The organism is Thioclava sp. DLFJ4-1 (assembly GCF_002020145.1).
GTDB classification, from domain to species: domain Bacteria; phylum Pseudomonadota; class Alphaproteobacteria; order Rhodobacterales; family Rhodobacteraceae; genus Thioclava; species Thioclava sediminum.
Genome location: NZ_MPZT01000005.1, coordinates 358832 through 373779, shown reverse-complemented (window position 1 = coordinate 373779; position 14948 = coordinate 358832). Strand labels below are relative to the sequence as shown.

At 65.1% G+C, this 14948-nt stretch carries 13 protein-coding genes; 4 read left to right on the top strand and 9 right to left on the bottom strand.

Going from position 1 to position 14948, the window contains the following annotated elements:
* Positions 1-29: 29 nt before the first annotated feature.
* From rpsP to BMI85_RS17185, 5 genes are all read right to left on the bottom strand, one after another.
* Positions 30-404, bottom strand: coding sequence for a 30S ribosomal protein S16 (gene rpsP, locus BMI85_RS17205; RefSeq protein ID WP_078540310.1), 375 nt, complete (start codon positions 402-404; stop codon positions 30-32).
* Positions 405-449: 45 nt separating this feature from the next.
* A complete protein-coding gene (locus BMI85_RS17200; RefSeq protein ID WP_078522032.1) occupies positions 450-746 on the bottom strand; it encodes a chorismate mutase in 297 nt (98 codons plus the stop codon).
* Positions 743-1285, bottom strand: a complete 543-nt coding sequence (locus BMI85_RS17195) for a GNAT family N-acetyltransferase (RefSeq protein WP_078602139.1) — start codon at positions 1283-1285, stop codon at positions 743-745. The genes BMI85_RS17200 and BMI85_RS17195 overlap by 4 nt, the downstream gene beginning before the upstream one ends.
* A 4-nt stretch (positions 1286-1289) precedes the next feature.
* On the bottom strand, positions 1290-2789 hold the full coding sequence (gene ffh / locus BMI85_RS17190; RefSeq protein WP_078522030.1) for a signal recognition particle protein: 1500 nt from the start codon (positions 2787-2789) through the stop codon (positions 1290-1292).
* A 208-nt stretch (positions 2790-2997) separates the two neighbouring features.
* Positions 2998-3570, bottom strand: coding sequence for an NAD(P)H-dependent oxidoreductase (locus BMI85_RS17185; RefSeq protein WP_078602138.1), 573 nt, complete (start codon positions 3568-3570; stop codon positions 2998-3000).
* Positions 3571-3693: 123 nt separating this feature from the next.
* On the opposite strand from BMI85_RS17185, the gene BMI85_RS17180 reads away from it, so the two are divergent.
* The gene (locus BMI85_RS17180; protein WP_078522028.1) at positions 3694-4590 is read left to right on the top strand and encodes a LysR family transcriptional regulator; all 897 of its coding nucleotides are present in this window, start codon (positions 3694-3696) and stop codon (positions 4588-4590) included.
* Positions 4591-4603: 13 nt separating this feature from the next.
* Here the strand turns inward: BMI85_RS17180 and BMI85_RS17175 are convergent, their stop codons facing one another.
* From BMI85_RS17175 to BMI85_RS17160, 4 genes are read right to left on the bottom strand one after another with little or no spacing between them, the layout of a single operon-like run.
* A complete protein-coding gene (locus BMI85_RS17175) occupies positions 4604-5800 on the bottom strand; it encodes an OpgC domain-containing protein (RefSeq protein ID WP_168174810.1) in 1197 nt (398 codons plus the stop codon).
* Positions 5793-7607, bottom strand: a complete 1815-nt coding sequence (gene mdoH, locus BMI85_RS17170) for a glucans biosynthesis glucosyltransferase MdoH (protein WP_078602136.1) — start codon at positions 7605-7607, stop codon at positions 5793-5795. Before mdoH ends, BMI85_RS17175 begins: the two co-directional genes overlap by 8 nt.
* Position 7608: 1 nt before the next feature.
* The gene (locus BMI85_RS17165) at positions 7609-7821 is read right to left on the bottom strand and encodes a hypothetical protein (RefSeq protein WP_078540302.1); all 213 of its coding nucleotides are present in this window, start codon (positions 7819-7821) and stop codon (positions 7609-7611) included.
* Positions 7818-9446: a glucan biosynthesis protein gene (locus BMI85_RS17160; protein WP_348638983.1), complete on the bottom strand. Its 1629-nt coding sequence runs from the start codon at positions 9444-9446 to the stop codon at positions 7818-7820. The genes BMI85_RS17165 and BMI85_RS17160 overlap by 4 nt, the downstream gene beginning before the upstream one ends.
* A 440-nt stretch (positions 9447-9886) precedes the next feature.
* Here BMI85_RS17160 and BMI85_RS17150 point away from each other — a divergent pair, with 440 nt between their 5' ends.
* Genes BMI85_RS17150 through BMI85_RS17140 form a run of 3 tightly spaced genes read left to right on the top strand, consistent with a single transcriptional unit; the run spans position 9887 to position 14936 of the window.
* Entirely contained in the window at positions 9887-12883 is a 2997-nt protein-coding gene (locus BMI85_RS17150) for a monovalent cation/H+ antiporter subunit A (RefSeq protein WP_078602135.1), read from the top strand.
* Entirely contained in the window at positions 12883-13221 is a 339-nt protein-coding gene (locus BMI85_RS17145) for a Na+/H+ antiporter subunit C (protein WP_078522021.1), read from the top strand. The genes BMI85_RS17150 and BMI85_RS17145 overlap by 1 nt, the downstream gene beginning before the upstream one ends.
* A complete protein-coding gene (locus BMI85_RS17140; RefSeq protein WP_078602217.1) occupies positions 13221-14936 on the top strand; it encodes a monovalent cation/H+ antiporter subunit D in 1716 nt (571 codons plus the stop codon). Before BMI85_RS17145 ends, BMI85_RS17140 begins: the two co-directional genes overlap by 1 nt.
* Positions 14937-14948 lie beyond the last annotated feature (12 nt).

The window sequence follows — 14948 nt, the reverse complement described above, 5'->3', positions numbered from 1 at the left end:
CCGGCCCGCCAGCCATCCATAGCTGCCGATTATTCTTCGGCGGGTGCTTCTTCAGCGGCGTTCGCCTCGGCGGCCTTGGCGGCACGCTGCTCGGCGCGCTCCTGGGCTTTCTTGCCCGGAACGGCTTTCTTCATGTTGGCGCGGGTCGGCTTGCTGCGCTCGCCAGCGGCTTCGAGGAAGCGCGCGATGCGATCGGTCGGCTGCGCGCCTTGGTCGAGCCAGTACTTCACGCGCTCGATGTTCATCTTCACGCGGTCTTCGCTGTCTTTCGGCAGCAGCGGGTTGTAGGTGCCCAGCTTCTCGAGGAAGCGGCCGTCACGCGGCATGCGCGAGTCGGTTGCGACGATCGAATAGAACGGACGCTTCTTGGAACCCCCACGAGCGAGGCGGATTTTCATAGCCATGTCAGTTGTCTCCTTTGGATGGCTGGTGATGGGCCGGATGGCCCGTCATTTCTGGAATTTCTCGTGATGCCGGATCACTTCCGAAATCACGAAATTGAGGAACTTCTTCGCGAATTCCGGGTCGAGCCCGGAATCGCTCGCCAGCTTTTCGAGCCGGGCGATCTGCTTGGCCTCCCGATCGGGATCGGAGGGCGGAAGGTCGTGCTCTGCCTTGAGCTTGCCGACGGCCTGCGTCTGGGCGAAGCGTTCGGCCAGCGTGTAGATCATCACCGCATCGAGCCGGTCGATGCTGTCGCGATGCTCTTTCAGCAACTCAGCGGCACGGGTGGTTGCATCGCTCATGCGGCGGCCTCCTTCGGTGCGGGGTGGCGCCAGACGACGATCGGCGGCTCCCCGGGATAGGCGGCCTGCGGGTCGGGGCGTGCGCCCAGACGCTCGGCCAGCGCGGTCGAACGGGTGTTGTTCGGGTCGATGTAGCTGACCGCGGTGGACCATTTCAGGTCGCGGAACGCATGGGCGATCACCGCGCGCGCAGCCTCGGCCACGTAGCCCTTGCCCTCGGCGTCTTGCGACCAGACCGACCAGGCGATCTCGGCCTCGGGCCAGCTCTCGGGCATCCAGGGGCCAAGCGCCCCGAAACCCTGATCCGAGCCGCGCTCGGTCATCACGAACATGCCCCAGCCGCGCAGAACCCAATGGCCGGTGATCGCAGCAAAACTGCGCCATGCGGCTTCCGGGGTCGGCTCTTTCACCGGGCGGAACCAGTGGCTGCGCTCGGACATGTAGAAATCGCGCCATGCTTCCCAGTCCGCAGCCTTCGGGGCGCGGAGCACGAGACGCTCGGTCTCGAGAACAGGGGGGGGGGAGAGCGCGACGGTCATCGGGTCACTTCTTCTTGCCGAAACCCGACAGGCCCGGCGGCAGCGCGCCGCCCAGACCGGGCATGCCGCCCTTGGGCATCTTGCCGCCCATCGCCTTGGCGGCGGCTTCGACCTCGGCGGGATCCATGTTGGCCAGATCCGGCGCGCCGCCGCCTTTGCCGCCCATCATCTTCATCGCCTGTTTCATCATGCCGCCCTTGCCCATCTTGGCCATCTTCTTCATCGAGTCGGACATCTGACGGTGCATCTTCAGCAGCTTGTTGAGGTCGGACACCTCAAGACCTGCGCCCGCCGCGATGCGCTTCTTGCGGCTTGCCTGAAGGATCTGCGGGTTGGCGCGCTCTTTCTTGGTCATCGAGTTGATGAGCGCGATCTGGTGCGTGATCGTCTTGTCGTTCAGGCCGGCATCTTCGGCCTGCTTGGCGTATTTCGACATGCCCGGCATCATCCCCATGACGCCCTGCATCCCGCCCATCTTGATCATCTGATCGAGCTGGTTCTTCATGTCGTTCATGTTGAACAGGCCCTTCTGGAAGCGCTTGGCCATGCGCTCCGCCTGTTCCTGTTCCAGCGTCTCCTGCGCGCGCTCCACGAGGGCGACGATATCGCCCATGCCGAGGATGCGGCCCGCGATACGCTCGGCCTCGAAGGTCTCGAGCGCGTCCATCTTCTCGCCCAGACCCACGAAGCGGATCGGCTTGCCGGTGACCGCGCGCATCGAGAGCGCCGCACCGCCGCGACCGTCGCCGTCCATCCGGGTCAGCACGACGCCCGAGACGCCGACCTTCTCGTCGAACTCGGTCGCGACGTTGACCGCGTCTTGACCGGTCAGGCCATCGACGACGAGGAGCGTCTCACGCGGGTTCGCGACGTCGCGCACCGCCTGAACCTCGTCCATCAGCACTTCGTCGATATGCAGACGGCCCGCGGTGTCGAGCATGTAGACGTCATAGCCGCCCAGCGTCGCCTGCTGCTTCGCGCGCTTGGCGATCTGCACGGCGCTTTCGCCCTTCACGATCGGCAGCGTGTCGACGCCGATCTGGGTGCCGAGGATCTGCAGCTGCTCCATTGCCGCCGGACGGTTGGTGTCGAGCGAGGCCATCAGCACGCGCTTGCCTTCGCGGTCCTTGAGACGCTTGGCGAGCTTGGCGGTGGTGGTGGTCTTACCCGAGCCCTGCAGACCGACCATCAGGATCGGCGCGGGCGGGTTGTCGATCTTCAGCGCATCGGCGGCCTCTTCGCCCGCGAGCATCTTGATCAGCTCGTCATGGACGATCTTGACGACCTGCTGGCCCGGCGTGACCGATTTGGTGACAGCGGCACCGGTGGCCTTGCCCTCGACCGATTTGATGAACTGGCGGGCGACCGGCAGCGAAACGTCGGCTTCGAGTAGCGCGACGCGCACTTCGCGCATGGCCGTTTTCACGTCATCGGCGGAAAGCGCACCTTGTTTGGTCAGCCGGTCGAAGACGCCACCTAGGCGCTCTGATAGACTTTCGAACATGGGCCACCCTCCTGTGATTGGGGCCGGGACAAACGACAAGCGCACCAGTGGGCGCAACGCGCTGACTGGTGGCGATCCCGACCTCATGCCGGGACCGGAGGGATTCGTCCTCCGGGGAAATCTCGCGTGAACTATGACAAAGGCCCCGCGGAGTCAACCACGGGGCCAGTCGGGGGAGGTAGGGAACGTCTTTGCAGGCTTGAGCGGATCAGGCCGCGAGGTGGATGATCTGCTCTTCGGCCTTGGCGACCGCCGCAGCCTCGTCGAGGTTCACGCCCTCGGCGGCCACCACGGTCACGTCGGTGATGCCGATGAAGCCGAGAATCTGCTTGATGTAGGGCGTCGCGAAATCGAAGGCGGAGCCCTGCGGCACGCCGCCCGAGGAGTAGGCGATGACAACGCGCTTCGGACCGGCGAGGCCCTCGGGGCCTGCCTCGGTGTAGCGGAAGGTCTCGCCCACGCGGCAGATCATATCGATCCAGTGCTTGAGCGGGCCGGTGACGCCGAAGTTGTAGACGCCGCAACCGATGACGATCGTGTCGGCGGCTTTCACTTCTGCGATCAGCTCGTCGGACAGGGCGAGCAGCTCTTTCTGTTCGTCGCTGCGCTGGTCGGCGGGGGTGTAGGCTGCGCCGATCCATGCTCCGTCGATGGTGGGGATGGCGGTCGCGTCGCGGGTGGTGACGTCGCCGCCGAGCCGCTCGACGATCTTGTCGGTGAGGCGTTTGGAGATCGACGCGTCGCCCTTGATGGAGCTGTCGATACGAAGGGTCTTGGTCATGGGGAGGACTCCGTAAAACGTGTTCGATGTGGGGTCGTGAATTTCGGTCTGCGCCTTACTTGTCTCTTGCAATCCAGAACGCAACGGGCATGATCGAGCAGATTATGTTCACGGATGCACAGCATGAGCTTTGACAGTTGGGATGAAATCCGCACCGCTTTCCACGTGGCGCGCATCGGTACCGTCTCGGGGGCGGCAGAGGTTTTGGGCGTTCACCACGCCACGGTGATCCGCCATGTCGACGCACTGGAAGACAAGCTGGGCACCAAGCTGTTCCAGCGCCATCCGCGTGGCTACACGCCGACCGAAGCGGGGCAGCAATTGCTCTCCGTGGGGCAGGCGACCGAGGACCAGTTCAGCCAACTCGCCGCCCGGATCGCAGGCGCGGGCGACGAAGTCACGGGCGAATTGATCGTGACGTCGCTGACCGCGGTTTCGGTGCTTGTCCTGCCCGCGATGGAAAAGCTGTTGGGCGAATATTCCGGGCTGCGGCTGCGCTATCTCACCGATCAGCGCGTGTTCCGGCTGGAATATGGCGAGGCGCATGTCGCGATCCGCGCCGGCAACCGCCCGACCGAGCCCGACAACGTGGTGCAGTCGTTGGGCCGGATGCAGAACGCGCTCTACGCGAGCCACGCCTATGTCGAGCGCTTCGGGATCCCGCGCTCCAAGGAAGAGCTCGCCAAGCATCGCTTCGTCTCGAACGACAACCGCGACAGCCGCGCGCCGTTCTATCGCTGGCTGCGCGACAATGTGCCCGACGAGCAGGTCGTGTTCCGGGCGAACGAGCATGAGAGCCAGGTCGATGCGATCAAGGCGGGGCTTGGCTTGGGCTTCCTGACCGTGCCGATGGGCCGTGCCGATCCGACGCTCGAAGAGGTGGTGAAGCCTTATGAGACCTGGGACACCAACCTGTGGCTGGTGACCCATGTCGATCTGCACCGCACGCCGAAGGTTCAGGCCGCCGTGAAGGCGATCAAGGAACAGGCGGCCCGTTCGGACGGTCTGATCCTGAGCTGATCCCAGAGCTGAGCTATTCGGCTGCGTGCAGCCGCACGGGGGCCGGCGCGGGGTCGACCTCTTCGCGCGCCTTCCGGCGTCGCGCGACGGCCTTCGCGCCGAAATTGTCGCGCCCGTAGGCGAAGGCGAAATGCAGCGCCAGCCCGCCGAAGATCAGCAGCGTATCCTGCCAGAACCCGCCCGGATGAACCTGCTTCACTGTCTGGCCCGCGATTGCCAGCACCGTGCCGAGTGCGAAGATCGGCAGCGAGTGGCGCCCCAGCATCCGGATCGGCTCCAACACGCGCGCCTCGGCGATGCGCGGGATGATCCCCGGCAGCGACAGGATGTAGGCGAGCGCCAGCAGGTGCGACAGGCGCGGCAGCGACACGAAGGTCTTGTCGAAGCCCGCGATGAAGAAGGGCACGTTCCATTGGCGCAACTGCCAGACCGCGTGGCCGAAATTCTTCAGCATCCAGCCGTTGTGGATCCAGACGAAGGTCAGCGCCAGCCAGCCCGCCGCGAGGGCGATGATCCAGCCTTTCACCGGCACGAGCCGCTTGCCTTGGCGCAGCGACAGCCCGGTCAGGATGCCGAGGCTGAACACCAGTTGCCACGCCAGCGGGTTGAAGAACCAGCCGCCCTCCATCGGGTAGTTCGGCAGGTTCAGCCGGAACAGCCCCGTCGCCACCCAAAGCCCGACCGAGGTCGCCAGCAATGCCAGTTTGCTGCGCTGACCGATCCGGATCAGCGCGGGTGCCATCAACAGGAGCGCCATATACATCGGCAGGATGTTCACATAGCCCAGCTGGTGGCCCAGCGTCGCGATCCCGATCAGGAAGCCGAACGGGTCGGTGCCATAGATTTTCATCGCGTTCTTGGACAGCATCGCCTCGTTGCCCCAGAACTGCACGGCGGCGGAGACGATCGCGATCGCCCAGACGGCGGTCAGGATATGCACAAGATAGAGAAGCCACGCCCGGCCCCAAAGTCGCGAGGTGCCTTCCCAGCTCAGTCCCTTCGCCAGCGCTGGACCGTAAGCCAGCGCGGCGGCAAGGCCGGACATGAAGACGAAGCCCTCCGCCGCATCCGAGAAGCCCAGATTGCGGGAGGTGAAATGCTCGTAAAGATTGCCCGGGATGTGATCGATATAGATCATCACCAGCGCGAGGCCGCGGAACAGGTCGATCCGCAGGTCGCGCCCGGGTTTCATCAGCGCGATGTTACGCATGTGCGGGGCTCCGGTGAGGGGCGTCCGCGAAACCGGCGCGGTCGCCCTCGGGGGCCGGGAAAGCGTTTTCCCAGCGGGTGAAGATCGCATCGTGCAGACGCAGGATGCGGGGCGTCTCGATCTCGCTAGGCACCAGCATCAGCTGCGAGCGCGACGGCTGTGACGACCACGAGATCAACCAAGGCGCTGCGATCATCGGCAGACCCACCGGCAGCAGCCAGAACAGCAGACCCGGCGCGAGCCACCACGTGACGGCAAGGCCCGCAGCACCGATCGCCACGATCCACCATGCCGCGGTGAACCCGTCGGCCACGCTCAGCCGCCCGTCGCCGCGGTTATTGGTGGGCCAGCCGCCATCCGCGCCGAACAGCACCTGAAAGACCGAGCGCGTGGCGAAGGCCAGCAGCACCGGAGCGGTGAGCGAGGAGAACAGCAGCTCGCCCAGCGTCGAGGCGAAGGCGAGGTTGCCGCCGCCGAAGCCGCGCGCTGTGCCGTTCATCGCGGCGCGCCCTGCGATCAGCAGTTTCGGCACCAGCAGAAGCCCGAAGATGCCGATGGCGAGGCCGATCGCTTTCGAGGCTTCCGACGGCGGGAAATAGGGGAAGGGCCAGTAAGGCTCGGGGAAGTAATCCGGCGGTGGCACGAACAAAGGCGCCGCTACCGAGGCCACGAGAAAGCCCAGCCAGAACAGCGGCGCGATATAGGCCATGATGCCCTGCGCAAAGACGAACCGCGACCAGCCGCGCAGCCCCGGCGCGCCGATGATGCGCGCATGTTGCAGGTTGCCCTGACACCAGCGGCGGTCGCGCTTGGCATGATCGACGATATTCTCGGGGCCTTCCTCGAAGGAGCCTTCCAGATCGTCGTCGAGCCGCACGAGCCAGCCGTTGCGCGCCAGAAGTGCTGCCTCGACATAGTCATGGCTCATCACATGCCCGCCGAAGGGCGGTTGCCCCTTCAACGCGGGCAGGCCGCAGCTTTCGGCGAAGGCGCGGGTCCGGACGATGGCGTTGTGGCCCCAGAACGGGCCGGTCCTGCCCTGCAGCATCGCAAGGCCGCGCGCGAAGACGGGGGAGAAGAAGCTGGCGGAGAATTGCATAGCACGGGCGAAGCGCGAGCGCCCCCGCACCACTTTCGGCAGGGTCTGCAACAGGCCGAGACGCGGCTCGGCCTCGATCCGGCGGATCATCTGCAGGACCGTCTCGCCTTCCATCAGGCTGTCGGCATCGAGGATCAGCGCGAAATCATAGGCCGCGCCGGAGCGGGTGATGAAATCCTCGATATTCCCGGCCTTCTTGCCGACGTTGTTGGTGCGGCGGCGATAGAAGAACCGGCCAAGCGCGTCGCGCTCTTCCACGAGATGGGCGAAGACCTGAACCTCGCGCTGGGCGATGTCATCCTTGCGGGTGTCCGAGAGGATCGCGAAATGCACTTCCGCGTCGTCGCCGGTCGCGGCGAGCGAGGCATCCATCGCGGCCACGCGCGAGAAGGTGGAGACCGGGTCTTCGTTATAGACCGGCACCAGCACGACCGTGCGGCCCTGAATGCGCGCATGCGGGTCCACCCGCGGCGGCGGCTCGGCGCGCGAGGTCAACCCGATCAGCGCCTGCACCGCGCCCCATGCGAGCCAGAGCGTCGAGATCAGGATCAGAAGCGCGCGCACCACGTCGAGCGTCTGCAAGCCGTCGGCCTGACCGAACTGAATGAACAGAACGAAGGCGCCGATACCCGCAAGCGCAGCGAGCCCGAGCGCCAGAGCGCGCAGGCCGATCAGCAATGCGCCGCGAGGACGCGCGAGCGCGGACATGTCAGGTGCCTTCCCCGACCGGGCGCCGGGTCAGCATCCGGGCGAGCCGGGTACTCAGCCGAAGATCGGGTTCGATCTGTTGAGCAGGCATGGCCATCGGGGCCACCGGCAGTGCGGCGGGGCCGGCAACGAGGTCTTCGGGCGACAGCCGGCGCTGGGCGCGCGGCTGGTCGGTCAGCGCCGGCACTTCCGGCAGCGTCAAATGTGAAATCATGTTTTGGTCCACTGGTAGAGCCAGGTCTCGGAGAGGTTCCGTCCAAAACCAGCAAGAGTGGCAGAGAGTTCCACGGGCGCGTCGCCATCGGCGGAAATATCCAGAACGAGACGCCAGACATTGTCCTGTTCGACCTTCGAAAGGGTCTGCGTTTCGATCTTGCCCTTGTTCGCGTGGGTGACCGGTTTGATTTCGTCGACGGCCGAAGCCGGCAGGCGCGAAATCTCTCCGCCCTTGAAATCAATGACGAATTTCCGGGTGCCCTTGGTGTTTTCGACGCCCGAGACACCGCCGGTCCCGGCCCATGTCTGGTCCACATAGGCGCGCTGATCGCTCGGATCGGGGGGCAGATCGCCCCATTCCAGCCGATAGGCGAATTCCAGCGCATCGCCTGCTTTTGCCGGAGCTTCGGGCACCCAGAAGGCGACGATATTGTCGTTCACCTCGAGTTTCGAGGGGATCTCGACCAGCCGCACCATGCCCTTGCCCCAGTCGCCCTGCGGCGTCACGCGGACCGAGGGGCGGCGCTCGTAGCGGGCCGAGGCGTCCTGATAATGATCGAATTCGCGCTCGCGCTGATAGAGGCCGAAACTCTGCGGCGCACTCTCGGCGAAATAGGAGGAGGCGAGCTTGTTGGGGTTCTGCAGCGGTCGCCACAGCTTGTCGCCATCGGCCTGCTCGATCGCGAGCCCGTCGCTGTCATGCACGCGCGGGCGGTAATCGTCGAAATTATGCCGGTTGCGCGGCCCGTAAAGGAACATCGAAGTCAGCGGCGCGACACCGAGCTGCTGGATGTCCTCGCGGATGAAGAGCCGCGCGGTCACGTCGACCGAGGTCGCCTCGCCCGGGGTGATGACGAATTTGTAGGCCCCCGTCAGCGAGGCGGAGTGCATCTCGGCGAAGACGGTGATCGAGGTCGCGCCCGAGGTCGGCGTCTCGACCCAGAACTGGGTGAAGCGCGGGAATTCTTCGGCGACGGAGACGCCGGTGTTCACGGCAAGCCCGCGGGCCGACAGGCCATAGGCCGAACCCCGGCCGAGCGCGCGGAAGTAGGACGCGCCCTGAAACGCGATCAACTCGTCCATGACATCGGGGCGGTTGAGCGGCGTGTTCAGCCGGAAGCCCGCGATGCCCGGCAGATCGGCATGTTCGGGGACGATCTTGCGCGCTTTGCTCTGGTAGATGAAATCGTCGGTCGAGAAGTTCATCGGGCTCGCTTGCCCGTTCTCGACGCTGGAGAGATGCACCGGCTCTTTGAAAAGCCAGCCCAGATGGAAGGCCTGCAACTCGAAGCGCGTGTCTTCGATATTCTCGAAGCGCGACTTGTCCGGGTCGAAGCGGATCATCCGGTAGCTGTCGTAATCCAGCTTGCTCAGGAAATCGGCCGAGCTGGTCTCGGGCGGGACGGCGTCTCCCTTCGCGGCCTTCTGCATCCGTGCCGCGAGATCGTCGAAAGAAAACGGCGATTGCTGCGGTGCGGCGGGGGGCGGGGTGGGAGCGGTAGCGGGTTCGGCCGGGGCGGCGCTGTCTTGCGCGAGCGCATGACCGGGCCAGCCTCCCGCGGCGGCGAACGCGCCAAAAGCGGAACCGGCGGCGAGGAGCTGTCGGCGGGAGAATTGGGGCACTTGCACAGTGCGGGGATTAGGCATCTGTTTCCCTGCGATTACAGTCGCTTCGCACGGAGAAAAACCACCGTGCTGCATTTTGCATAGCCACATGCCCAGAAAAACTGCAAGAGGGTATGCGAGGCCCATCGGACGGACAGGGTCGAGCCATGCGATTCTCGCATAACATCGCCCATCCATGCATCGAAAAGCGCGATTTCCCGCCGATTCAGCGACATTTGTGCCGCAGAATGCCGCATGTGCAAAATGGCGGGAGAGGGGCCGATCGCTGTCGCTTTGAGGCGGCCTCCGCACAATGCCTTGCGATTCTACTCAGGAAACGCCGTCGCGAAGCTTGACAGACATGCCCCCTGTGCGCAGGTAAAGTAATGCTTGCGCGGGGGGAGAGTGCGGTCGCATCCATCGCCCCAAGGCCCGCCAAAGAACGGACCGGAGAGAAGATGTCGCCTGCCTTGATCGCCGCTTTGCCCTTCCTGGGCGCAGCCATGCCGTCGATCCTTATCCGCACCGGACGCACCAATGCCGCCGCGGTTTCAGCCCTGTTCACGGGGCTGGCGCTGCTCGGGTTGTTGCTGAACCTGCCGACCGTGATGGCGGGTGGTGTCGTCGAGACCAAGATCGACTGGCTGCCTTGGCTGGGCCTGAACGTGAATTTCTGGATCGACGGTCTGGGGATGCTGTTCGCGACGCTGATCCTCGGGATCGGGCTGCTGATCATCCTCTATGCGCGGTTCTACCTGTCGAACAAGGACCCGGTCGGTCAGTTCTACACCTACTTGCTGCTGTTCCAAGGCGCGATGGTGGGCATCGTGCTGTCCGACAATATCCTGCTTTTGCTGATCTTCTGGGAGCTGACCTCGCTTAGCTCCTTCCTGCTCATCGGCTATTGGAAGCACCTGCCTGCGGGCCGTCAGGGCGCGCGCATGGCGCTGACCGTGACCGGTCTGGGCGGCCTGTCGATGATCGCGGGGATGCTGATCCTCGGCAATATCGCGGGCAGCTACGACATCTCGGAGATCCTGCAGCACAAGGACGCCATTCAGGCGAGCCCCTATTACATCCCGGCGCTACTGCTGATCCTCGGGGGTGCGTTCACGAAATCCGCGCAATTCCCGTTCCATTTCTGGCTGCCGCACGCGATGGCGGCGCCGACGCCGGTCTCGGCCTATCTGCACTCCGCCACGATGGTGAAGGCGGGGCTGTTCCTGATGGCGCGGATGTGGCCGGTGCTCTCGGGCACGCCGGAATGGTTCTATATCGTGGCGAGCGTTGGCCTGATCACCATGCTGATCGCCGCGAAGATCGCGATCTTCAAACACGACATGAAGGCGCTGCTGGCCTTCTCGACCGTCTCGCATCTGGGGCTCATAACCTTCATGCTGGGACTAGGGACCGAAGCCGGGGCGCTGGCCGCCGTGTTCCACATCATCAACCACGCGACCTTCAAAGCGGCGCTCTTCATGTCGGCGGGCATCGTCGATCACGAGGCGGGCACGCGTGACCTGACCCGCGTCTCGGGGCTGCGCAAGCTGATGCCGATCACCTTCGTGATCGCGACCATCGCGGCGTTGTCGATGGCCGGTATCCCCTTCTTCAACGGGTTCCTCTCGAAAGAGATGATGCTGGAAGCCGCGGCCCATACGAAATGGCTCGACAATAGCTGGCTGATCCCGGTGCTTGCCACGATCGCGGCGCTGTTCTCGGCCACCTATGCCTTCCGCTTCATCAGTCACGGCTTCTTCGGCCCGCCGCCGGAGAATCTGCCGAAGACCCCGCATGATCCGCCCTTCGGCATGTGGATCAGCCCGGCCTTCCTCGCCTTCCTCGTGATCGCGATCGGTCTGTTCCCGATGGCGGTGGCGGGCGGCTATGTCCAGATGGCGACCAATGCGGTCGTCGGTGGCGGCTATCACATGCACGAGCTGAAGATCTGGCACGGCGTCACGCCGGCGCTGATCATGTCGGCCATTGCCGTCACTGGCGGTATCGCTCTGCTCGCGGCGCATCGCCCGTTCCAGCGCCTCTGGGACGCCACTCCGCGCCCCGAGGCCAAGGTGATGTTCGACTGGGTGGTCGCGAAGGTGCAGAGCCTTGCGGCCTGGATCACGCAGGGGCTGCATACCGGCGCGATGGCGCGTTACCTGATGTTGTTCACGATAACTGCGGTCGGCGTGGGGCTCTATGCCTTCATGAGCGGCACGCTGGGGCCGCAGACCCGTGCGCTGACGCCGGTGAACGGCGCGGCGGTGACCTCGTGGCTGCTGCTGCTGACGGCCACGATGTGTATCGTCGCCTTCCATCACAACCGCATCCTCGCGCTGGTGCTGATCGGGATCGTCGGCCTGACCGTCTCGATCTCCTTTATCTTCCTCTCGGCGCCCGACCTCGCGCTGACGCAGATCTCGGTCGAGATCGTGACGACGGTGCTGATGCTCCTGGCGTTGAACTTCCTGCCCAAGATCACCTCGATCGAATCCAGCCGGATGAAGATCGGCTTTGACGTCGGGCTTTCGGTCGCGGCGGGCGTCGCGGTCTCGGGGCTGATCTACGCGCTGCTGACCCGCGATTTCGCCTTCCCGACGATGTCCGGCTACATGCTCGACAACAGCTACAACCTTGCGGGCGGGGACAACGTGGTGAACGTGATCCTCGTGGATTTCCGTGGCTACGATACGTTCGGCGAGATCACGGTGCTGGGCATCGCCGCGCTGGTGATCTTCGCGCTGACCGAGGCGCTGCTGCAGGGCGCGTCCTCGCGCAAGCTGATCGCGTGGCGCCCCGACGTGCCGCGTGGCGGCGACAAGCACCCGCTGATGCTGCTGATCGTGACGCGGGTGATGATGCCGATCGCGCTGGTCGTGGGGCTCTATATCTTCTTGCGCGGCCACAATGCGCCCGGCGGCGGCTTCATCGCCGGTCTCGTGGTCGCGATCGCGCTGGTGACGCAATACATGGCCTCGGGCTTTGCGTGGACGCAGGCGCGCCAGAAGGTCTATTACCACGTGCTGATCGCGTCGGGCGTGCTGGTCGCAGGGATCACCGGGGCCGGGGCCTTCTTCAACGACATGCCCTTCCTCACCTCCGATTTCGGCTATGTGAAACTGCCCGGTCTCGACAAGTTCGAGCTGGCGACCGCTGCGGGCTTCGACCTCGGCGTGTTCCTCGGCGTCGTGGGCTCGGTGATGCTGGCGCTTGGCGGGCTGAGCCGCCTCGCGCGCCGTGCCGCGATGGGCGAGGAAGGCGGCGAGGAGGGCGCGCATATCGCGGCCGAGAAACCCGAGGCCCGCGTGCTCGCGCCGCTCTCGGCCGGGCCCTATCCGCCTGAAGCCAAAGTGCCGCGCCGCTGGTGGAAGACCGCCCGCGCCGCGCGCGAAGCCACCCAGAACGAGCGTGACACCGTGCACGAGAACAAGAAGACCAACGGGGGCGATCACTGATGGAAGTGCTCGTTGCATCGGCCATCGGCGTGCTGACCGCCGCCGGCATCTACATGATCCTGCGTCTGCGCACCTTCCCCGTGGTGGTGGGCATGTCGCTGCTGTCCTACGCGGTGAACGTGTTCCTGTTCGCCACCGGTCGTCTGGTGATCAACCAGCCGCCGATCCTGCGCGACGGCGTCACCTCCTATACCGACCCGATCCCGCAGGCGCTGGTCCTGACCGCGATCGTGATCTCCTTCGGGATGACGGCGGTCGTGGTGATGCTCGCGCTTGGGGCCTTCATCGAGGCGGGCAATGACCGCATCGACCTCGAGGAAGAGGAGGACGGCCAATGATGGAGCATTGGATCATCGCGCCCGTCCTGATCCCGGCGATGCTCGCGCCGCTGATCGTGCTGTGGATGCGCTACGATCTGGTCACGCAGCGCGTGGCTTCGATCCTCGGCATGTCGGCGCTGCTGGTGCTGGCGATCGTGCTGATGACCTCGGCCTCGATGGGCCCGCCCGAGGTCTATCGCCTCGGCAACTGGGAGCCGCCCTACGGCATCGTGCTGGTCCTCGACCGGCTGTCGGCGCTGATGCTGCTGCTGACCTCGATCCTCGGCCTCGTGATCGTGCTTTATGCGATCGGTTCGGGCTGGGACAAACGCGGCTGGCATTTCCACTCGCTGATGCAGTTCCAGATGATGGGGATCAACGGCGCCTTTCTGACGGGCGATGCGTTCAACCTGTTCGTTTTCTTCGAGGTTCTGCTGATCGCCTCCTATGGTCTGATGATCCATGGCGGCGGCCGCGCACGGTTGAAATCGGGCGTGCAATATGTGGTCTACAACCTCGCCGGTTCGACGCTGTTCCTCTTCGCGCTGGGGACGATCTACGCGACGGCGGGCACGCTCAACATGGCCGATCTTGCGGTGAAGGTGGCCGAAATGCCATCCGAGCAGACGGCGCTGATCAAGGTCGGTGCGGCGCTTCTGATGTTGGTCTTCGCGGTGAAGGCCGCGCTGGTGCCGCTGCAATTCTGGCTGCCCGCGACCTACACGAACGCGCCCGGCCCGGTGGCGGCGCTGTTTGCGATCATGACCAAGGTCGGGACCTATGCGATCGTCCGCGTCTATACGCTGATCTTCCCGATCACCGGCACGATCGGCACGCTTGCTCATGACATCCTGCTGCCTTCGGCCTTCCTGACGATTGCGATCGGGATGATCGGCATTCTTGGCGCGCGCGACATGGGCCGCACGGTGGCCTATGCGGTGATCGGCTCGGTCGGGACGATGATGCTGGCATTTGCGCAATTCACCCAAGGCGCCACTTCGGCGGGCCTTTACTACATGATCCATTCGACGCTGACCGCCGGCGCGATGTTCCTGATCGCCGATCTCGTGCGTGAGCGGCGCGGGCGCTGGGGGCTTGGCTTTACCGATGCGCCGCTGATGAAGAACCACGGGCTGATGGCGGGCATGTTCTTCATGGGCGCGATCGCAATGGCCGGGATGCCGCCGCTCTCGGGCTTCCTCGGCAAGCTGATGATCCTGGATGCGACGCGCGGCCAATGGGCGCTTTGGGCCACGGTTCTCGTGACCTCGCTGATCGCCATCGTGGGCTATGCCCGTGCGGGCAGTCAGGTGTTCTGGCGCTCCTACGCGGTCGAGGCCGAGGAGGACGATCTGCCGCCCGCGCCGAAGGATGCGAGTTCGCCGGGCCTCGCCTTCACCGCGACGGGCATCCTGCTGGCGGGCTCGGTGGCGCTGACCGCGCTGGCCGGACCTGCGAGCACCTGGCTGCAGGGCACCTCCGCGCAGCTGTTCACGCCGTCGCAATATATCGACGCGGTTCTCGCCGGCGCGGAAGAGCGCGCGCAGGAGGCGGCCCGCATCGGGGCCCATGAGCACGGGCATATGGAAGTGAGCGAGGAAATGCAGGCCGAGGACGCGCATGGTGGCGACGCCAATGCCGCCGACCCGCAACCCGACGCTCCGCCCGCCGATCAGGCCGACACCCATACCGGAACCGAGACGGGGCAGGACGCCCCCGCCGCGGCGCATTGAGGGGAGCAAAGA